Here is a 19,036-nt window from a genome sequence, read left to right on the forward strand (position 1 = left end):
TTGAATCATGATTAATTGGGAAGACGACACCCTCGCCACGCAACCTGCACAAACCCCCGCACCCGCGGCGGGTGGGCAGGCTGCGCCCGAAGTCCGGGCGGCGACCGGTGTATTTGGCGACACCGCCATGCCGACGCCCGCCGCGCCCGAACACGCGGCTGGCCTCGCCACGAGCGGCGCTGCCACCTCGCAACGTGTGAAGGTTGCTGACAAGCGCATCATCAACGGCGAAACCGACGTCAATCAACTTGTGCCTTTCAAGTACAAGTGGGCGTGGGAAAAGTATTTGGCCACTTGCGCCAACCACTGGATGCCGCAAGAGATCAACATGTCGCGCGACATCGCCCTCTGGAAGAACCCCAACGGGCTCACCGAGGACGAACGCCGCATCGTCAAGCGCAACCTGGGTTTCTTCGTCACGGCCGACTCGCTGGCCGCGAACAACATCGTGCTGGGCACCTACCGCCACATCACGGCTCCCGAGTGCCGCCAGTTCCTGCTGCGCCAGGCATTTGAAGAAGCAATCCATACGCACGCCTATCAATACATCGTCGAAAGCCTGGACCTGGACGAAGCGGAGATCTTCAACGCTTACAACGAAGTTCCGTCCATCCGCGCCAAGGACGAGTTCCTGATCCCGTTCATCGACGCGATCGCGGACCCCCACTTCAAGACGGGCACGCCCGAAGCCGACCAGACACTGTTGAAGTCCCTGATCGTCTTCGCATGCCTGATGGAAGGCCTGTTCTTCTACGTGGGCTTCACGCAGATCCTGGCGCTTGGCCGTCAGAACAAGATGACCGGCGCCGCCGAGCAGTACATGTACATCCTTCGCGATGAATCCATGCACTGCAACTTCGGCATCGACCTGATCAACACCGTCAAACTGGAAAATCCGCATCTGTGGACGCCGGAATTCCGCGAAGAAATTCGAGAACTCTTCCGCAAAGCGGTCGAACTCGAATACGCTTACGCCGAAGACACGATGCCGCGCGGCGTGTTGGGCTTGAACGCACCTATGTTCAAATCCTATCTGCGCTTCATCGCCAACCGTCGTTGCCAGCAAATCGGTATCGAACCGCTGTACCCGCAGGAAGAAAATCCCTTCCCATGGATGGCGGAAATGATCGATCTTAAAAAGGAACGCAACTTTTTTGAAACTCGCGTGATCGAATACCAAACCGGTGGCACGCTGAGCTGGGAGTAAAAGCAGTTCGTCATCAGGCCCGGCGCGGGCACGCTCCAGCAACAAGGAGCGTCGCGTTCGCGACAGGCTTGATGACACTCTCCTCGGTCAGGGTGTTTGGCGGCATATCGAACACGTAGAACAAGCGGTCGGCGGCCTGTGATCAGGCGGCCAACCGGCGCCATTTGAAATGGCTCGCGCCAAAGGAGCGGGGGCCATATCAAATGGCTGTGCCGAATTCATTAGCGCAAACCGTAGTAGCTGTTGCTCGCACAGAACAGCGGCATGCGCCGATGAATAGCCCGGGCACGGTTCGCCTTGTTGGCGAGTCGGGGCACGGGTTTAAGTTCTGGGACCCCTGAACCTAAGGAGCATGACCATGGCAACAGCCAAGAAAGCCGTAAAGAAAGCAGCGGTGAAGAAGCCCGCCGCCAAGAAGGCAGTCGCTAAAAAGGCCGCACCGGCCAAGAAAGCCGCTGTCAAGAAGGTAGCCGTCAAGAAAGTCGCCGCCGCCAAGAAGCCGGCAGTGAAGAAGGTTGCTGCCAAGAAGCCGGCAGCCAAGAAGGTCGTCGCCAAGAAAGCGGTAGCCAAGAAAGCCGTCGCCAAAAAAGCGGTAGCCAAGAAGGTTGTCGCCAAGAAGGCCGTGGCCAAGAAGGCAGTCGCCAAAAAGGTCGTCGCCAAGAAAGCAGTAGCCAAGAAGGCCGTTGCCAAAAAGGCCGTCGCCAAGAAAGCGGTAGCCAAGAAGGCCGTTGCCAAGAAGGCAGTCGCCAAAAAGGCCGTCGCCAAGAAGGCAGTTGCCAAGAAAGCGGTAGCCAAGAAGGCCCCCGCCAAAAAGGCCGCTGCCAAGAAAGCGCCTGCCGCCAAGAAAGCGGTTGCCAAAAAGGCTGTAGCCAAGAAGGCTCCCGCTGCCAAGAAGGCTCCTGCTGCGAAGAAGGCTCCTGCTGCCGCCAAGCCGGCTGCTGCTGCCAAGCCCGCCGCTGCCAAGAAGCCTGCTGCAAAGAAGGCCGCTCCGAAGAAGCCCGCTACGCCTCCGTCGTCGACGGCTGCTGCCCCGGGCGCGAAGACCGCGCTGAACCCCGCCGCGTCGTGGCCGTTCCCGACGGGTGGCCGTCCGTAATCAGGACGGTTGAAGCCCTGGCTTCACTAGAGCCGCCCGGCATGCCGGGCGGCTTTTTCGCGACTATCTCTTGGGCAGGCAAATCGTCGTCGCAATATTCACGCGCCAGCGTGCGACAATTAACTCCTTCTTTTTTCGGTGATCGTGTCCATGCTCGGTGATATCTTCCGCTTTCTTCTCGAAATCGTGTTCACGCTGTTCGGCGCGGCATTGATTGCCCGCGCCTGGATGCACGCGATCCGTCTTCACCCCTTCAATCCGCTCTCACGCGCGATCTACCAGGCCACGAATTGGCTGGTGATGCCGCTGCGCAAGATCATCCCCGCGGGCAACAAGATCGATTGGACGAGTCTGGTCGCCACGTGGCTGGCCGCGTTGGCCTATATCGTGCTGATCTGGCTGGTGTCCATTGGCGCGCTGATTCCTGCCGCCCTGCTGCCCGCCGCCATGGGCTCGGCGCTGCTGATGGCGCTGAAGTGGGCGCTGAACCTGGTGGTGTGGCTGACGCTGATCCAGGCGGTGCTGTCGTGGGTCAACCCGACCGCGCCCATGATGCCGCTGCTGCAATCACTGACCGCACCCATGCTGGATCCTATCCGCCGCTTGCTGCCGCGCACGTCGATCGACTTTTCGCCGCTGGTGCTGCTGATCGTGGCGCAGGTGCTGCTGATGGTGCTGGCCAATCTCAGCCAGCGCATGATGGGACTGTAAAGCGCCGGGGCATCGCTGCCCCAGCTTGAGGCGATGCTACGCCGGAATGCCGGCGTAGATCTCGACCAGCTTCTTGCGGTCGATCTTATGGTTGTTCGACATTGGCAGCGCCGGGCACGCCACCAATTCCGAGGGCACCATATAGGGCGGCAGACGCTGGGCCAGCCGCTCTTTCCAGCCAGCCAGCGCATCCGGCGCCAGAAAGCGCGGGTTTTCCTGCGCCTCTTCGGCCATCCCCGCCACGAATCCAATCAAACGCACCGCCGTGCCATCCGGTCGGCGCAGCACCGCGCACGCGCCGCCCTCCACGCCGGGCAAGCCGTGCAGCGCCTCGTCGATCTCGGCCAGCTCGATGCGATAGCCGTTCAGCTTGATCTGGTCATCCATGCGGCCACGGCAGAACAGCAGACCGCCCTCTTCCATCTGGCCCAGGTCGCCCGTGCGGAATGCGCGGCGTCCGTCGGCGTACGTATAGAGCTTGGCTTCGTTCAGATCCGGACGGTTCAGATAGCCCCGCATCACGTGGTCGCCCACGATGCAGATCTCGCCTTCATCCACGATCAGCACGCTATCGGGCTTGGCGTGCCCAACCGGCAGCGGATCGTGCGCGGCCAACACGGCATCGGTGACGTCGATCCAGGTGGTCGCCACGGTGGCTTCAGTGGGGCCGTACGTATTCAGGATGACGGCAGCCGGGAAACGCTGGCGCAGTTTCTTGGCCAGCGCGGAAGGCAGTGGTTCGCCGCAGAACAGGAAGGTGCGCAACGCGGGCAAGGTGGCGGGCGAGAAGTCGCGGTTGGCCAGTTGCTGATGCGCGAACGACGGCGTGGATACCCACACCGTCACGCCATGCCCGGCCAGACGCGGCATCCAGCTGCCTGCCGATGCGATCTGCTCGCGTGCGCTCAACACGCAGGCGCCGCCCGAGGCCAAGGTGGCGAATACCTCGTACATGGACAGGTCGAAACTGAATGGCGCCTGGTTCATGAATACGGGCGCCTCCCCCAATCCGAAGCTGCCCAACATCCAGTCGCCCAGCAGGCCGACGCTTTCGCGGCCAATCTGCACGCCCTTCGGATCGCCCGTGCTGCCAGAGGTGAACATGACATAGGCCAAGCCACGTTCGGCCAGCATCGCGCCGTCGCCCGGCGTGAATGTGCCCGAAGCGGCGTCGTAGACGGCGGCGGCCTGGACGATCTCGACAATGCGGCGCAGGCGTTCAGCCGGGTAGATGGTATCCACCGGCACGAACGGGGCTCCGATCAGCAAGGCGCCAACCATCGCAACGAAAAATGATGCTTCCTTGTGCCCGTAGATGGTCACTGGCACATCCGGCGCCACCCCATGCTTGCGGGCCTCGTCGGCCCAGGCCGTGGCCTCGGCGCGCAATTGCGCCCAGGTCAGGCTGCGGTCGGCGCCGGCAACGGCCAGCGCATCGGGTGCAAGTCCGGTATCAACGAACTCGAAGGACTTCAGGTCGAAACGCATGCCGAAACTCCCGGCGTCAGATGGGGCTGCGGCCGCTGAACACATACAGCGCCAGTGCAGCCAGAATCAAGGTAAGCACGCGGCCCAGAAAGCGCATGACAGGCTGCGCCAGGGCAGCTTGCAAGGCCGGGCGGGTACGCGAGGCATTGATCAGCAGGTTGTGGCCCACGGAGTACGCGCCGAACATCAGGCCGCTGACGATGTAGTGCAGCGACAATCCATTCCAGACCCCCATGGCCAGCAACGTCGCGAAGATACCGATGTTCTGCGCCGCCATGCGATGACGCCCAAAGAACTTGGTCTTGCTCAGCGCCTTGTAGATTGGCATGAACACGACATCACGCAACCACTCCGACAGACTGATGTGCCAGCGGCGCCAGAAGTCTTGCGGATTCAGCGTGGCCAGCGGATTGCGGAAGTTGATCGGCAAGGTAAAGCCAAACAGCATGCCAATGCCGATTGCCATCGTCGAATAGCCGGCAAAATCGAAGAACAGGTATGCGCTATACAGCGACGCATTCAGCGCCACGCCCGAGAACGAATAATCGTGTGCATCCAACGTGGCCAAGCCGTAGCGCCAGATCAGCTCGGCCACGCCGAACTTCTGGATCACGCCCAACATGATCAATTCCAGGCCGGTCAGCCAGGTGCTCAGGTTCACGCCTTCGTAGCCGCGCTTCAGGTCCGCCTGGAAATTGCGCCAGCGGTACATCGGGCCAGCCAGCAGCGTCAGCGGGAAGAACAGGTAGATGAAGTAGTCCAGCGGCGACACGCGCTCATTGCGCTGCGCGAACAGCAGCACATCAATCGCGCGGAAGGTCGCGAACGACAAACCCAGCATGGCGCCCAGATGCGACACGCCCGTCTTCACCAGCAGCAGTGGCGTCATCGTGATGATCACGGCCAGCCAGGTCGGGATGTAGTTGCGACGCATGGCCCAGAGTGCGCCGCCCGAAATGGCCAGCAGCGCAATCGGCTGATAGGGACGCGCCCAGAACACCGCCATCCACACGCCCAGGCAGATCACGCCGATGATGTGGCGATAGCCAATGCGCAACGGCATGCCGAAGGAGCGATAGGCCAGCAGGCCCAAGCCGCCGAACAGGGCGCCGCCAAAAAAACTCAAGCTTGCGAACAATTCCATGGCGCGCTCAGAACTGTTGATACTGGAATTCGACCTTGATCGGCCCGCCACTGCCCGTGGTGGGCTGTGCCTGCAACACAAACACCAGGATCACCCCGATGTACAGGCAAAGGTGCCAAAAAAACCGGCGTCCCCAGGGGGTGCCCGCTTTTCGGGTTTCCTGCCCGTCAACGACGACAGTTTCTTTTGAGGCGGCAGTACGAAAGAATTTCATCGGGAAAAGTACTCTGCAATGCCTTGGTCCGCCATCGCCCAGCCGAGTTCGGCCAAATGCATGTCGTCACGCACCATGCCGGGTTCAAACGGGATGCTGTAGAGATCCAGGCAACCCATCTGATACCTCGTGCACATGCCCGTGATGGCAGCCACCACCGGGTCGAATCGTTCGACATCCAGGATCAGCTTGGGATTGAAAGGCTGAATGACGAAATACGCTTTGACCTTGCGCCGTTGCAGCAAGGCCATGACGCGCGACAAATCGCCCAGCTCGGTGCGGGTGATCGGGTCCACGTCGGCGAATTCGTTACGAGCCGGCGAATACAGCGGCGCCAGGTACTGCTTGTAGTAGTCGTCGCGGACGTCATAGGGATTGTTGCTGCCCAGGCCGCGTTCGACTTCGCGAGCCTGGTGCGTCAACCGGCCCCACTGCCCTTCATTCAGACGGGCAGACGACGGCCAAGAGACAAAGCGGTGCGCCGGCACGGACAACTTGCTGCGCGGACGGTCCAGCGCCGGCTCTTTGCGGGCGTGCCACCACAGCGACAGTTTGTCCTTGAGCTCGGCCACCTGACCATTGGCGATCAGCCACAGCAAACCCCAGTTGGCGTTATCGCTGATCCAGTTCTGCATCTGCTCGCGCGTATTGGGCTGATCCCATAGACGGTCCCAGACGGGGCCCGTCACATGTTCGGCGAACGCGCTGCGCGGCAACTGGCCGCCCGATGCAAACCAGGCGGGCGACACCATGATCACCAACCGCGTATTGGGCGTCAGCGAATCCGCCACGGATTCCAGCACGCTGACGATGCCGTAGGACTGGAACATGGCGTGGCCATATGCCAGCGTCGGCACCTTCAGCTCTTCCGGAAAGAAGCGGTACGGCACGAAGCGCAAGTCGTGGCTGGACAGTTCGGACGAACCCAGCACGACCAGCGTGCCGTCGCTCAGGGCATTGCCCAGGCGATTCAGGTTGACGTGCTGCGTGCCCCAGTCCGGTCCCAGATTAGGCAGATAGTTGCTCTTGTCGGCGGCAACCGCCGACGGCGCCGACACCGGCGTCACGATGCGGCTAAGCAGATCATCCGCGCCGCAGTACGTCCCGAACGCCAGTGCAACCGCCGTCGCGGCGGCCGCGACGTGGGACCACAACTGCGTATTACGAAATATGGGCAGCGACATAGCCGGCAAGCGTGCGAACCGACTGGAGATGCTCGGCGATCTCGGGAGCCGGGATGCTGCAACCGTATTCCGATTCGACGGCCAGCGTGATGTCCACCGCGGCCAGGGAATCAACCAGGCCAGTGGCAATCAACTGCGTGTCGGGGGTGACTTTCTTCATGACGATCGACTCGACGATCTCGCCGATCTTGGTGTGGAGTTCTTGCTCGGTATGCATAGATAGTGCAGCGCGTTACTTGCCTTGTCGGCAAAACATCCCCGCCCCTGGGATTCAGGACGTTGACGATACAGAAAAAAGCTGAAGTCCAACTGACGGTATTCAGCGTTCTAGAACGACGCCAAGACGCACTTGGTTACATCAAAGACAAAGCACGACGTCGATCGCAGGCGCAATCATTGCACTTAGCGCGTCGAATCGCCATGAAACTTTTGGGGGAAATCGCTAGAAAAGGCTGGCAAACGTAACCCTTGCGGGTAAATCCCGGGTGCTGCGTTGCGGCGGAGCGACAAATTTCCCCTTTCCCGCCCAACAAAAAAGCCCGCTTGCGCGGGCTTTTTTGTTGAAGAACGGGCAATTACATCGGGGTGACGCGGGTCGGGCCTGCACCGCTGATCACCTGGACGCGCTGGCCCACGCTGACGGGCACATCCGCTTCCTGCGCAACCACGCGGGTTTCGCCGTTATCCAGGCGCACGGTGATTTCGTAGCCGGAATTCTTGCCAACCCGGTTCTCTACGGCGTTGCCTGCCAGCGCGCCCAGAATGGCGCCGCCGACGGTGGCAATGGTGCGGCCCGTGCCGCCGCCGATTGCGTTACCCGCCACGCCGCCCAGCGCACCGCCGGCCAACATGCCGACACCGCTGGATTTGTCGTTCTGGATCACGATCGGGCGCACGCCCGTGACGGTGCCCGTGCGGACGATCTGCTCACGCTGAGCCTGGTCGTAGCTGTACACGCCGCTGGAGGCGCTGGGATTGGCGCAGCCACCCAGGACAGCCATCGACGTCACGACGGCTGCGATGGCCAACCACCGGCCAGTACGCGGCGTCACCAGGGATAGAGATTTACTTTGGTTCATTTGGACTCCTCGATCGGGCACTGCCGACGACTGTTGATCATACCCCGCCCTGAAGAAGCGGCGCCCGCAGCTGCAACACACTGAAACGCAACGCCAAAAGCGGAAAACAGCATCTGACTGCGGCGGCCACGCGGCCACCGCGTTCTGTAAACCTGATGCTGCTTCGACCGTCTGGCCTCAGCACGGTTCCCCGGGACGGAGTGATCTCAGGCAGGCAGATGGATCCCGTAGCTGGCGTGCAGCACGGCATCGATATCCGCGCGCGACGGCGCGTGGTTCTGCGGGCCGCGCGACGCGATCTTGATGGCGCCCATCACGTTGCCCAGGCGGCAGCTGTCTTCCCAGCCCCAACCGCTGGTCAAGCCGTAAAGCAGGCCACCGCGCTGCGCGTCGCCGCAACCCGTCGGATCAACGACCTGCGTGGCGCGCACCGGGGCAATCTGGATGGTCTTGCCATCGGTAAGCAAGGTGGCGCCCTCGGCGCCGCGCGTCACCACCACGGCTTGCAAGGTGCTGGCGATGTCGGCCACGCTGCGGCCCGTGCGCTGCTCGACGATGCCGGCTTCGTAATCATTGACGGTCAACGCCTGCGCCAGCTTGAGCATGCGCTCCAGGTCGGCGCCGTCGAACAAGGGCATGGCTTGGCCCAGATCGAAAATGAACGGAATGCCACGGCGATGCAGGCGTTCAGCGTGCGCGAACATGCCTTCCTTGGCATCCGGCGCCACGATGGCCCAGGCTGCGTCCGCGTCGCTGAGGTCGTTTTGCGCTGCGAACGACATTGCCCCCGGGTGAAAAGCGGTGATCTGGTTGTCGTCCAGGTCGGTCGTGATGAAGCACTGCGCGGTGAAGGTATCGGGGATGACCTTGACGCGGCTCGTGTCGATGCCCAGGCCCGACAGGCGCTCCATGTATTCACCGGCGTCCTCGCCCACGGTCGCCACCGGCACGGGTTTGCCGCCCAGCAGGTTCATGTTGTAGGCGATGTTGCCCGAGCAGCCGCCATATTCCTTGCGCATGCTGGGCACCAGGAAGGACACGCTGAGCGATTGGATGCGGTCAGCAAGAATGTGCTCTTTGAACCGGCCTTCAAACACGGCAATCGTGTCAAACGCCATCGAGCCGCAAACCAGGACAGGGGTTGCCATGCTTGTCATCCTTTAAGGAAAGAACTTATCGAGTTGGTAGCCATTGACTTGAACACCGGTCACTTCAATGGGCACGGAAATCTTGAGCTCGCCCGCCGGGCCGAACGGGCCGCTCAGTTGCTCGGGCGTCAGGTAATTCTCGGGCATCAGTACTTTGCGCACGACCACCGTATCCGAAAGATCCGTCAGGTCCAGCACCAGGGCCGGCCAATGCTGCGGTTTGTCGTAGCGGTTGCGCAGCACCAGGTTCAGTACCAGGCGGCTGCGGCCGTCGTCGATCGCGGCGGCGCCCGTCGGCGGTTGCAGCGACGAAGAAGAAATCGCGATGCGCTCCAGACGCCGCGCGTAGCCGACCGTGCAGCCCAGGGGCTGGCAGGCGGTTTCCAGCACGGGCCGCAGCACCGGCACGGCATTGGCGATGTCGGTGCGGTAGGCGTAAAGCAGTTGCAAGCCCAGCGCGATCAGACCCAGCAGGCAGGCGTAGCCCCACAATTTCCGGAATAGACCACGCCGCTCCTGGCGATCCTGATCCAGGAACTCGGGCGGAGCGCGGCCCACGTCGGTGGCGCTGGAGTAGCGGGTCCGCGTGTCGCCCAGCACGGGTTCGCGCGCGTCATCGTGGTCGGGCTCGTCGTCGTAGTCGTCGTCGCGGATGCGGGGATCGTGGTCATGATCCGGGTCGTCGCGGTCGTCGTCCCCGGAGTACCGTTCGTCTTCCTCATCGCGGGGATCGGCAGCGGCGAAGGAGGGTTCGGCCTGCCCGGCCGCGCGGCGGCGGGCATCCCAATCGATGGCCGGCTCATTGGCACGCGACGCCACGATGGGCTCGTTGCGCACCACCGGCTGAGGCGGCACCGGGGTTTCCCGGCGCGGCGCGGGTACACGGACGGGCTCCGCGACCGGCTGACGGACAAAGCCATGGCGACGGTTGTCGTCGTCTTCGGCGTCGTCTTCGTCGTCGAATTGATCTTCAGGCAAATCCGCTTCGGGCTCGATGCGCCGGCGGATATCGTCACGGCCACGCAGCACGGCGGGCGGAACCGCAGGCGCAACGGGGGCCGGGATGGGGTGAGCCGCAATGGGCTCGTCTTCCCAAGGGGCGATCTGGCGGGGTTCGGCCGACGGACGCGACAACGGCGGCGGGGTTTCCACCGGCGGCGGCGCCACCTGGCGCGGAGGTTCAGGAATGGCGGCGGGCGCCAAGGGGGCAATCGGCACTGGCGTGGCCAATACCGGCGCGGCCGCTGCGGCCGCAGGCGCCATCACGGGCGGCGCGGCGTTCGGCGCGGCGGGCATCGCTGCGGGAACCCCGGATTCGGGCAGCAAGCAGGCCCGGCCATCAAAGACGGTCGAACATGCGCCACAGCGCACCAGGCCGTTGCGGACCCGAAGCTGATCAGGCACCACCTTGAACGAGGTGCCGCACTGGGGGCAGCGGGTGGTCAGAGCCATGATGCGACCTTGCCGATGTGTGTCACTCAGGCCTTCTGGCCGTGCAAGCACACCCAGCCGTCACGTGCGCGCCAAACCGACATGGCAATCCACGGCGCATAGGCGGCGGCCACTTCTTCCGCCTGGCGTTCCAGCACGCCGGACAGCACCAGATGGCCACCGGCGGCCACGCGGCCGGCCAGCATCGGCGCCAGCACCTTCAGCGGATTGGACAGGATGTTGGCAACGACGACCTGGAACGTGCCGTCCGCCAGCGCGTCGGGCAACATGGCTTGCAGGTCGACACGGTTGACGTCGGCGTTGTATGCGGTGCTTTGCACTGCCTGGGCGTCGATGTCCACCGCCAGGGTCGGTCCCGCGCCCAGCTTGCGGGCAGCGATCGCCAGGATGCCCGAGCCGCAGCCGTAGTCCAGCAAGGTGGCGCCAGCAGGCAACTCGGCTTCCAGCCAGGCCAGGCACAAATGGGTCGTGGGATGGCTGCCGGTGCCAAAGGCAAGGCCGGGATCCAGTTCGATATGGATCGCGCCGTCTTCCGCGGCAACCGGATTCAGCCCGGGCACGTCGGGATTGTCACGGTGCCAGCTGGGCACGATCCACAGGCGTTCGGCGATATGGATGGGGCCAAATTGCGATTGCGTCAGTCGTACCCAATCGGCGTCGGGCACATCGCGCAGGCTCCAGCCCGCAAACAGCGCCGGGTCCAGTCCGCCCGCCGCGGCGGCCTCTTCCATGATCTGCGCGGGGTCGGCTCCATCGGGCAGCAGGGCGACGACGCAATTGCGGTCCCACGCCTGCACGTCGGGCTCGGTGCCGGGCTCGCCGAACAGGGGACGTTCGTCATCGGTGCCAAAGTCGGCGTCTTCCACGGAGACGGACAGCACGCCCGCTTCCAGCAGCGCGTCCGACAACGCTTCGGCCTGTGCCTCTAGGCAATGGAGCACGAGTTCACGCATGATTATTCTTCCATCTGGTCATCGGGCCGCGGCTGATGCCGCGGCCCGATGACCGTAAACAATTAAAAGGCCCCCGAAGGGGTTTTGCCTTGGGACGGCCCAACGGCAAAAAGGGGCCGTGAGGCCCCAGTGGTTGGTCAGGGACGCTGGGCCAACTTGTTTTCCAGATAGTGGATGCTGGTGCCGCCTTCGATGAAACGGGCGTCTTGCAGCAATTCGCGGTGCAGCGGGATATTGGTGGAAATGCCTTCCACCACCATTTCCGACAGCGCGATGCGCATGCGAGCCAACGCCTGATCGCGCGTATCGCCATACGTAATGACCTTGGCGATCATCGAATCGTAGTTCGGCGGCACGAAATAGCCGTTGTATGCATGCGAGTCAATACGCACGCCAGGACCACCCGGGGTGTGCCAGTTGGTGATGCGACCGGGGCTGGGCACAAAGCGGAAAGGATCTTCCGCGTTGATGCGGCATTCGATCGCGTGACCCTTGAACTGGATGTCGCGCTGGCGCAGCGTGAACTTCTCGCCGGCAGCCACCAGGATCTGCTGCTGCACCAGGTCAATGCCGGTGATCAGCTCGGTCACCGGGTGTTCGACCTGAATGCGGGTGTTCATTTCAATGAAATAGAACTCGCCGTTTTCAAACAGGAACTCGAACGTGCCGGCGCCACGGTAGCCCATCTTGCGGCAAGCATCGGCGCAGCGGTCGCCGATGCGCTCGATGGCGCGACGGGCGATGCCGGGAGCCGGCGCTTCCTCGATGACTTTCTGGTGGCGGCGCTGCATGGAGCAGTCGCGTTCGCCCAGCCAGACGGCGTTGCGGCCGCCATCGGCCAGCACCTGGATTTCCACATGGCGAGGGTTCTCGAGGAACTTCTCCATATAGACTTCCGGGTTGTTGAACGCGGCGCCCGCTTCCGAGCGCGTCATGGTGACGGCGTTCAGCAGCGCGGCCTCGGTGTACACCACGCGCATGCCACGGCCACCGCCGCCGCCTGCCGCCTTGATGATGACCGGATAACCGACTTCGCGCGCAATGCGGATGCATTCCTGCGGATCTTCGGGCAATGCGCCCTCGGAACCCGGAACCACCGGCACGCCCGCTTCGATCATGGCGCGCTTGGCGCTGACCTTATCGCCCATCAGGCGAATGGTGTCGGGACGCGGACCAATGAAGACGAAGCCACTTTTTTCGACGCGATCGGCGAAGTCGGCATTTTCGGACAAGAACCCGTAACCCGGGTGGATTGCCTCGGAATCCGTAACTTCGGCCGCCGAAATGATGGCCGGCATGTTCAGGTAGCTATCACGCGACGGCGCAGGCCCGATGCACACGGATTCATCGGCCAGGCGCACGTACTTGGCTTCGCGGTCAGCTTCAGAGTGCACGACCACGGTTTTAATGCCCAGCTCACGGCAAGCGCGCTGAATGCGCAGGGCGATTTCGCCCCGATTGGCGATCAGGATTTTTTCGAACATTTTCAGCTATCAGCCAATGACGAACAGGGGTTGACCGTACTCGACGGGCTCACCGTTTTCGACCAGGATTTCTTTGATGACGCCGGACTTGTCGGCTTCGATTTCATTGAGCAGCTTCATGGCTTCAATGATGCACAGCGGGTCGCCTTCCTTGACGGTGGCGCCCACGTCGATGAACGGAGCGGCGCCCGGGTTCGGCGAACGGTAGAACGTGCCGACCATCGGGGCCTTCACGACATGACCCTGGATGACCGGAGCGACCGGAGCAGCCGGTGCGGCGGGTTGGGCCATCGGTGCGGCGGGCACGCCGGCTTCGGGCTGGTGGTAAGCCACCGGCTGCAAGGTCTGCGAGAACTTGACGATGCGTACCTTGCCTTCGCCTTCGGTGATTTCCAGCTCGGCGATACCCGATTCAGCGACCAGGTCGATCAGGGTTTTGAGTTTTCGAAGGTCCATAGAAGCTGCTTCCCGAGATAGTGTCGGCGGCGTCCCAGCGTCGGGCGCGCGCCGTATAAGATGTAAAAGCTGTGAGTTGGTGCGAGATCAGTGCCGCACTGCGTAACGCAGAGCCGCCTCGTAGCCGTCCGCGCCAAGGCCACTGATAAGGCCTATCGCCAAGTCGGACAGATAAGAGTGATGCCTGAAGGGCTCTCGCTTATACAGATTGGACAAATGTACTTCAATAAATGGGATCGCGACCCCAGCCAGCGCATCGCGAATCGCGACGCTGGTGTGCGTATATGCCGCCGCGTTGATGATGATGAAGTCCGTGCCGTCTTGCCGGGCCGCCTGAATGCGATCAACCAGCGCGCCTTCGTGATTGCCTTGCCAAGCAGTCAGCTTGGCGCCCAATTCGCCTGCAAGCAATTCCAGGCGCTCATTGATCTGGGGCAGGGTCAAACTGCCGTAGATATGAGGTTCCCGGGTGCCAAGCAGGTTCAGGTTCGGGCCATGCAATACCAGTATGTTTTGCGCCATGCGCTTGCCAATGAGTGGATTGCCAATTGTTGGCAAAACAGCCGATAAACCAGCTTTTTACGCCAATTCCTACTATTTGTCCAACAGACTTACGCCTTTAAACCGGAAAGGGTTTGGTTTAGGTCATCGGGCTGTATCTCACCCAATATCTTCCGGTTAATTCCGCCATCCGCGTTGAACACGATGGTAAAAGGCAGCCCGCCACTGGGGTTTCCAAGCTTGCGCAGGGTATCGATTGCGCCGGCGCCGATGACCCATAGCGGGTAGGAAACTTGCACTTTCTCGACAAATTTTTGCATGTTCGCCGCAGAATCAACCCCAATGCCGACAAATCGGACATGCGGATATTTTTTCTGCAAGGCGTCGAGTTCGGGCATTTCCCTGACACAAGGCGCGCACCAGGTTGCCCAGAAATTGACCACGATGGGCTGGCCTTTCCAAGCCGCCAACGTATGCGTCGCGCCATTCAGGTCAGGCAGCGGCATTTGCATCAGGCTGGCAACGGGATCACCTTCGGCCGGTGCGGCGGGCGCCTGGGACTTGTTGCGTCCCATCAGGGTATAGCCACCCGCAACCGTGGCGGCGATGGCCACGCCGGCGGAAAGAAGTAGGCGTCGATTCATGGCGCGATCATAACCGCTGCCGATATTTTTTGTCGCTGGGCCGGTCCATGGCAAAAGCGCCCCCTGGGCAGCGGCAAATAAGCCGCCATCAGCACACGCTCCAGGCACGGTCGGCCTGCTTGCTATATATACAATGCAGGACAGGAGAGTTTTCAATGCACCTGCATATTCTTGGCATCTGCGGTACGTTCATGGGTGGCCTGGCGCTGATCGCGCGGGCGGCCGGGCACAAGGTCACTGGTTGCGATGCGGGCGTATACCCGCCGATGAGCACGCAGTTATCCGAACAGGGAATCGAACTGATCGAAGGCTTCGGCGTCGAGCAAATGGCGCTCAAGCCCGACCTGTACGTGATCGGCAATGTGGTCAGCCGCGGCAATCCGCTGATGGAAGCCATTCTGGAATCGGGCGCGCGCTATGTGTCTGGCCCGCAATGGCTGGGCGACAACATCCTGCCGGGCGCGCATGTGCTGGCGGTGGCGGGCACCCACGGCAAGACCACCACCAGCTCGATGCTGGCGTGGGTGCTGGAGGCTGCGGGCCTGGCGCCCAACTTCCTGATCGGCGGCGTCGCCCAGGACCTGCATGTGTCGGCCCGCTACGACCCAGCGCGGCGCCCGTTCGTGATCGAGGCCGATGAATACGATACGGCCTTCTTCGACAAGCGCTCCAAGTTTGTCCATTACCGCCCGCGCACGGCCATTCTGAACAACCTGGAATACGACCACGCGGACATCTTCCCTGATCTTGCCGCGATCGAAACCCAATTCCACCACCTGGTACGCACCATCCCCGGCTCGGGCCGCATTGTGCGCCCCACCCATTCCGACGCCCTTGACCGCGTGATTGCCCGCGGATGCTGGTCTGAAACCGTCACGTTCGGCACTGATGGCGCCTGGCAGGCCACCCCGCCCGAGGCCGACGGCGCGTTCGGCGTGCTGCGCGACGGCGTGGCGGCCGGCACGGTGCGCTGGACCCTGACCGGCGAGCACAACCGCATGAACGCACTGGCGGCGCTGGCGGCCGCTGAACATGTGGGAGTGTCGGTAGAACAGGGGATCGACGCGCTGACCCGCTTTGCGGGCGTCAAGCGCCGCATGGAATTGCGCGGCACGGTCAATGGCGTGAAGGTCTACGACGATTTCGCCCATCACCCCACCGCCATCGCCACCACCCTGGAAGGACTGCGCCGCCAAGTCGGACCCGCCCGCATTCTGGCGGTGCTGGAACCGCGCTCGAACACCATGAAGCTGGGCACCATGGCCGCCCGCCTGCCCGACGCCCTGGCCGACGCCGATCTGGTGTTCTGCTTTGGCGCCCATAGCGGCAAACATGCGCTAGGCTGGAATCCCGCCGAAGTCCTGGCCCCCCTGGGGGATCGGGCGTCCAGTTACGATGACATCAACGCATTGGTTGCCGCCGTGACGGCCGCCGCCCGCCCCGGTGACCAGGTGCTGGTCATGAGCAATGGCGGCTTTGGCGGTATCCACGGCAAGCTGCTGGAAGCCTTGCAGGCGCGCGCCTGAACGGCCTTCCGTCACCGGACGAGCACGAGATGATTCTTTACCTGCACGGCTTTCGTTCCTCGCCGGCCTCGATGAAGGCCCGCATGATGGCCGACGCCATGGCGCAGCTCGGCTTGGCCGACGCCTGGGCCTGCCCGCAGCTACCCGCCAGCCCGCGGGAAGCCATCGACCTGGCCATGGGCATCGCCCGCCGCCAGTTGGAAGGGGCCGACGGCCCCCGGGCATTGACCGTGATCGGCTCGTCGCTCGGCGGTTTCTATGCCACCTGGCTGGCCGAACAACTGGGCTGCAAGGCGGTATTGCTGAACCCCGCCGTGGAGGCCGCGCGCGACCTGGCCACCCAGGTCGGCGAACACCACATGTATCATTCCGACGCGCCGTTCGTCTTTTTGCCCGAATATGTGGACGAACTGGCGGCCATCCACGCCCCGCGCATCACGCAGCCCGACCGGTACTTCCTGGTGGCGGCCACGGGCGACGAGGTGTTGGATTGGCGTGAAATGCGCGATCGCTATGCGGGCTGCCGCCAGCGTATCGTGCAGGGTAGTGACCACGGGTTATCCGATTTCGCGGAGTGGATGCCCGAAGTGCTTGAATTCGCCCTTGGCGCCAGGCAGGTTCGCCCCCAATAATCAGTACCAGACCTCAACACTCTATATAGCTGCGCAAGGCGGCGCGTGCGCGCCGCCCAGGACGATCCCCACCATGTATGTGTTTTACGAAGACGACGGCAGCTTCAAGGCCGGCAATATCCTGTCCGAGACCGACGCCAGCCTGCAGGTGGAGTCGGAATCGGGCAAGCGCAGCAAAATCAAGCGCGCCAACACCCTGTTCAATTTCGCGTCGCCCGAGCCGGCGGCGCTGATGAGTCAGGCGGCTGCGGCCGCCGAGGCGCTGGATCTGCAATTTCTGTGGGAATGCGCGCCGCAGGAAGAATTCGACACGCCCGCCCTGGCGGCTGACTACTTCGGCCACGCCCCCACGCCGGTGGAACAGGCCGCGCTGCTGATGCGCCTGCACGGCGCTCCGGCCTATTTCCACCGTCGCGGCAAGGGTCGTTACCGCCCTGCCCCGCCCGACATCCTGGCCGCCGCCCTGGCCGCGCTGGACAAAAAGCAGCGTCAGGCCGAGCAGCAACAGGCTTGGGTCGACGAAATGGCCGCTGGCCGCCTGCCCGAGCCCATCGCCGAGGTCGCCGAGTCACTGCTGATCCGCCCCGACAAGAATTCGCAGCAATGGAAGGCGCTGGACGCCGCTTGCACCAAGCTGGGCAAGGCGCCTGATCGCCTGCTGCTTGAGCTGGGCGCCTGGCCGCACGCGCTGGCCCTGCACAAGCGCCGTTTCCTGGCGGTGAACTTCCCGCGCGGGCTGGCTTTCCCCGAATTGGAACTGCCGCCCATCGACCGCGAACTGCCGCTGTCGGACGCCGAGATCTATTCGGTGGACGATGTCACCACCACTGAAATCGACGACGCGCTGTCGGTCACGACACTGCCCGACGGCCGGTTGCGCGTGGGCGTGCACGTGGCCGCCCCCGGCCTGACCGTGACGCGCGACAGCGAGTTCGACAAGCTGGCCCGCGCCCGCCTGTCCACGGTCTACATGCCGGGCGACAAGATCCCGATGCAGCCGGACAACGTCATCAAGGCGTTTTCGCTGGATGCCGGCCGTGAAGTGCCGGTGCTGTCGCTGTACGTCGTGGCGGACCCGGAAACGGGCGAGGTCATCGAATCCGAAACGCGCCTGGAGCGCGTGGTGGTGCGCGAGAACCTGCGCCACAACATGCTGGATGCCCAGGTCACGGAAGCCAGCCTGGCCGATCCGTCGGCGGACATTCCCTACGGCCACTGGCTGCGTCCGCTTTGGAAGCTGGCGCAGGCGCTGTCGGCCCAACGCGAGAACGTGCGCGGCAAGCCCGAGAACAATTCGCGGGTGGAGTACAGCTTCTACCTGGACGGCAATCCGGATGATCCGGACACGCCGGTGCGCCTGGTGCCGCGCCAGCGCAATGCGCCGCTGGACCGCATGGTGGCCGAATACATGATCCTGGCCAACAACCAGTGGGGCGGCCTGCTGCACCAGCATGGCGTGCCGGGCATCTACCGGTCGCAACAGGCCGGCCGCGTGCGCATGAGCACGCAGGCCCTGCCGCATGAAGCGATCGGCGTGCCGCAATATGCATGGAGCACGTCGCCGCTGCGCCGCTATGTGGACCTGGTCAACCAATGGCAGTTGATCGCCGCAGTGGAGCACGGCGTGTCCGCGCGCCTGGTGGCGCCGTTCAAGCCGCGCGATGCGGACCTGTTCGCGATCATCGGCGCGTTTGACGCGCAGTATGCGGCGTGGGCGGAGTTCCAAAGCGCGATGGAGCGCTATTGGTGCCTGCGCTGGCTGAAGCAGCACGGCATCACCCGCACGGTGGCGCATGTGTTGCGCGATGACCTCGTCCGATTCGCCAATGCGCCGTTGGTGACCCGGGTGGGCGGCATGCCTGAGCTGGAACGGGGCACCGCCGTCGAGATCGATATCCTGGGGATGGACGAACTGAGTCTTGAACTGGATTGCCGGTATTTAGGCGAAGTTAGCCCCGCAGCCGGCGACGCTTCGTAGGATGGGTGTAGCGCGGCAAGTCTCGGAGAAAAACGAGAACGTTGGCCGCGCGAAACCCATCATCGACGCCAGCACGATGGGTTACGTGCGGCAGGCACCTGCTTTCGCGGGTAGGCCTGGGCGCACTTCACCCATCCTA

General features: G+C 63.1%; 19 protein-coding genes. 6 read left to right on the forward strand and 13 right to left on the reverse strand.

The genetic code is table 11. From position 1 onward, the window contains the following. Positions 1-7: 7 nt before the first annotated feature. From HV753_RS26995 to HV753_RS27005, 3 genes are all read left to right on the forward strand, one after another. On the forward strand, positions 8-1,207 hold the full coding sequence (locus tag HV753_RS26995; RefSeq protein WP_175177646.1) for a ribonucleotide-diphosphate reductase subunit beta: 1,200 nt from the start codon (positions 8-10) through the stop codon (positions 1,205-1,207). 358 nt (positions 1,208-1,565) lie between these two features. Beyond that, on the forward strand, positions 1,566-2,303 hold the full coding sequence (locus HV753_RS27000) for a histone H1-like DNA-binding protein (RefSeq protein ID WP_175177647.1): 738 nt from the start codon (positions 1,566-1,568) through the stop codon (positions 2,301-2,303). Between the two features lie 150 nt (positions 2,304-2,453). Beyond that, positions 2,454-3,014, forward strand: coding sequence for a YggT family protein (locus tag HV753_RS27005; protein ID WP_175177648.1), 561 nt, complete (start codon positions 2,454-2,456; stop codon positions 3,012-3,014). Positions 3,015-3,050: 36 nt separating this feature from the next. On the opposite strand, the gene HV753_RS27010 is transcribed toward HV753_RS27005, so the two are convergent. The 13 genes from HV753_RS27010 to HV753_RS27070 all read right to left on the reverse strand — a co-directional run bounded on the left by HV753_RS27010 (position 3,051) and on the right by HV753_RS27070 (position 14,761). Further along, positions 3,051-4,502 (reverse strand): D-alanine--poly(phosphoribitol) ligase, encoded by a 1,452-nt coding sequence (locus HV753_RS27010; protein WP_175177649.1) that lies wholly within the window; start codon positions 4,500-4,502, stop codon positions 3,051-3,053. Between the two features lie 16 nt (positions 4,503-4,518). After that, positions 4,519-5,646: an MBOAT family O-acyltransferase gene (locus HV753_RS27015; RefSeq protein ID WP_175177650.1), complete on the reverse strand. Its 1,128-nt coding sequence runs from the start codon at positions 5,644-5,646 to the stop codon at positions 4,519-4,521. A gap of 7 nt (positions 5,647-5,653) precedes the next feature. Beyond that, entirely contained in the window at positions 5,654-5,860 is a 207-nt protein-coding gene (locus tag HV753_RS27020; protein ID WP_175177539.1) for a hypothetical protein, read from the reverse strand. Then, positions 5,857-7,044 carry a D-alanyl-lipoteichoic acid biosynthesis protein DltD gene (locus tag HV753_RS27025; RefSeq protein ID WP_175177651.1) on the reverse strand — a complete coding sequence of 396 codons (1,188 nt, stop codon included), beginning with the start codon at positions 7,042-7,044 and terminating at the stop codon, positions 5,857-5,859. Before HV753_RS27025 ends, HV753_RS27020 begins: the two co-directional genes overlap by 4 nt. After that, complete coding sequence (locus HV753_RS27030) at positions 7,022-7,261, reverse strand: acyl carrier protein (RefSeq protein WP_175177652.1); 240 nt, start codon at positions 7,259-7,261, stop codon at positions 7,022-7,024. Before HV753_RS27030 ends, HV753_RS27025 begins: the two co-directional genes overlap by 23 nt. Positions 7,262-7,619: 358 nt before the next feature. Then, positions 7,620-8,123 carry an outer membrane lipoprotein gene (locus HV753_RS27035; RefSeq protein WP_175177653.1) on the reverse strand — a complete coding sequence of 168 codons (504 nt, stop codon included), beginning with the start codon at positions 8,121-8,123 and terminating at the stop codon, positions 7,620-7,622. Between the two features lie 206 nt (positions 8,124-8,329). Then, positions 8,330-9,271 carry a carbohydrate kinase family protein gene (locus HV753_RS27040; RefSeq protein ID WP_175177654.1) on the reverse strand — a complete coding sequence of 314 codons (942 nt, stop codon included), beginning with the start codon at positions 9,269-9,271 and terminating at the stop codon, positions 8,330-8,332. A 12-nt stretch (positions 9,272-9,283) separates the two neighbouring features. Next, positions 9,284-10,723: a DUF3426 domain-containing protein gene (locus tag HV753_RS27045; RefSeq protein ID WP_175177655.1), complete on the reverse strand. Its 1,440-nt coding sequence runs from the start codon at positions 10,721-10,723 to the stop codon at positions 9,284-9,286. 26 nt (positions 10,724-10,749) lie between these two features. Then, positions 10,750-11,676, reverse strand: a complete 927-nt coding sequence (gene prmA / locus HV753_RS27050) for a 50S ribosomal protein L11 methyltransferase (RefSeq protein WP_175177656.1) — start codon at positions 11,674-11,676, stop codon at positions 10,750-10,752. 137 nt (positions 11,677-11,813) lie between these two features. Next, the gene (gene accC, locus HV753_RS27055) at positions 11,814-13,160 is read right to left on the reverse strand and encodes an acetyl-CoA carboxylase biotin carboxylase subunit (protein ID WP_175177657.1); all 1,347 of its coding nucleotides are present in this window, start codon (positions 13,158-13,160) and stop codon (positions 11,814-11,816) included. 9 nt (positions 13,161-13,169) lie between these two features. Next, positions 13,170-13,616, reverse strand: coding sequence for an acetyl-CoA carboxylase biotin carboxyl carrier protein (gene accB / locus HV753_RS27060; protein ID WP_175177658.1), 447 nt, complete (start codon positions 13,614-13,616; stop codon positions 13,170-13,172). Positions 13,617-13,703: 87 nt separating this feature from the next. Then, a complete protein-coding gene (gene aroQ / locus HV753_RS27065; protein ID WP_006226654.1) occupies positions 13,704-14,138 on the reverse strand; it encodes a type II 3-dehydroquinate dehydratase in 435 nt (144 codons plus the stop codon). 89 nt (positions 14,139-14,227) lie between these two features. Next, complete coding sequence (locus HV753_RS27070; RefSeq protein ID WP_175177659.1) at positions 14,228-14,761, reverse strand: TlpA family protein disulfide reductase; 534 nt, start codon at positions 14,759-14,761, stop codon at positions 14,228-14,230. 155 nt (positions 14,762-14,916) lie between these two features. On the opposite strand from HV753_RS27070, the gene mpl reads away from it, so the two are divergent. The 3 genes from mpl to HV753_RS27085 all read left to right on the forward strand — a co-directional run bounded on the left by mpl (position 14,917) and on the right by HV753_RS27085 (position 18,897). Further along, positions 14,917-16,287 carry a UDP-N-acetylmuramate:L-alanyl-gamma-D-glutamyl-meso-diaminopimelate ligase gene (gene mpl, locus HV753_RS27075; protein WP_175177660.1) on the forward strand — a complete coding sequence of 457 codons (1,371 nt, stop codon included), beginning with the start codon at positions 14,917-14,919 and terminating at the stop codon, positions 16,285-16,287. Positions 16,288-16,316: 29 nt separating this feature from the next. Further along, positions 16,317-16,919: a YqiA/YcfP family alpha/beta fold hydrolase gene (locus HV753_RS27080; RefSeq protein ID WP_175177661.1), complete on the forward strand. Its 603-nt coding sequence runs from the start codon at positions 16,317-16,319 to the stop codon at positions 16,917-16,919. 73 nt (positions 16,920-16,992) lie between these two features. Then, positions 16,993-18,897, forward strand: coding sequence for a ribonuclease catalytic domain-containing protein (locus tag HV753_RS27085; RefSeq protein WP_175177662.1), 1,905 nt, complete (start codon positions 16,993-16,995; stop codon positions 18,895-18,897). Positions 18,898-19,036 lie beyond the last annotated feature (139 nt).

The sequence above is a fragment of the Achromobacter pestifer genome (assembly GCF_902859625.1).
Taxonomy (GTDB): Bacteria; Pseudomonadota; Gammaproteobacteria; order Burkholderiales; family Burkholderiaceae_B; genus Achromobacter; species Achromobacter pestifer.

Excerpts from the sequence above, each read along its gene's own strand:
- HV753_RS27010 (WP_175177649.1), bottom strand. The coding sequence starts at position 4,502 with ATGCGTTTCGACCTGAAGTCCTTCGAGTTCGTTGATACCGGACTTGCA.
- HV753_RS27025 (WP_175177651.1), bottom strand. The coding sequence starts at position 7,044 with ATGTCGCTGCCCATATTTCGTAATACGCAGTTGTGGTCCCACGTCGCG.
- HV753_RS27045 (WP_175177655.1), bottom strand. The coding sequence starts at position 10,723 with ATGGCTCTGACCACCCGCTGCCCCCAGTGCGGCACCTCGTTCAAGGTG.
- HV753_RS27035 (WP_175177653.1), bottom strand. The coding sequence starts at position 8,123 with ATGAACCAAAGTAAATCTCTATCCCTGGTGACGCCGCGTACTGGCCGG.
- mpl (WP_175177660.1), top strand. The coding sequence starts at position 14,917 with ATGCACCTGCATATTCTTGGCATCTGCGGTACGTTCATGGGTGGCCTG.
- HV753_RS27040 (WP_175177654.1), bottom strand. The coding sequence starts at position 9,271 with ATGGCAACCCCTGTCCTGGTTTGCGGCTCGATGGCGTTTGACACGATT.
- HV753_RS27000 (WP_175177647.1), top strand. The coding sequence starts at position 1,566 with ATGGCAACAGCCAAGAAAGCCGTAAAGAAAGCAGCGGTGAAGAAGCCC.
- accC (WP_175177657.1), bottom strand. The coding sequence starts at position 13,160 with ATGTTCGAAAAAATCCTGATCGCCAATCGGGGCGAAATCGCCCTGCGC.
- HV753_RS27020 (WP_175177539.1), bottom strand. The coding sequence starts at position 5,860 with ATGAAATTCTTTCGTACTGCCGCCTCAAAAGAAACTGTCGTCGTTGAC.
- HV753_RS27015 (WP_175177650.1), bottom strand. The coding sequence starts at position 5,646 with ATGGAATTGTTCGCAAGCTTGAGTTTTTTTGGCGGCGCCCTGTTCGGC.
- HV753_RS27030 (WP_175177652.1), bottom strand. The coding sequence starts at position 7,261 with ATGCATACCGAGCAAGAACTCCACACCAAGATCGGCGAGATCGTCGAG.
- HV753_RS27070 (WP_175177659.1), bottom strand. The coding sequence starts at position 14,761 with ATGAATCGACGCCTACTTCTTTCCGCCGGCGTGGCCATCGCCGCCACG.
- prmA (WP_175177656.1), bottom strand. The coding sequence starts at position 11,676 with ATGCGTGAACTCGTGCTCCATTGCCTAGAGGCACAGGCCGAAGCGTTG.
- HV753_RS27080 (WP_175177661.1), top strand. The coding sequence starts at position 16,317 with ATGATTCTTTACCTGCACGGCTTTCGTTCCTCGCCGGCCTCGATGAAG.
- HV753_RS27085 (WP_175177662.1), top strand. The coding sequence starts at position 16,993 with ATGTATGTGTTTTACGAAGACGACGGCAGCTTCAAGGCCGGCAATATC.
- accB (WP_175177658.1), bottom strand. The coding sequence starts at position 13,616 with ATGGACCTTCGAAAACTCAAAACCCTGATCGACCTGGTCGCTGAATCG.
- aroQ (WP_006226654.1), bottom strand. The coding sequence starts at position 14,138 with ATGGCGCAAAACATACTGGTATTGCATGGCCCGAACCTGAACCTGCTT.
- HV753_RS27005 (WP_175177648.1), top strand. The coding sequence starts at position 2,454 with ATGCTCGGTGATATCTTCCGCTTTCTTCTCGAAATCGTGTTCACGCTG.
- HV753_RS26995 (WP_175177646.1), top strand. The coding sequence starts at position 8 with ATGATTAATTGGGAAGACGACACCCTCGCCACGCAACCTGCACAAACC.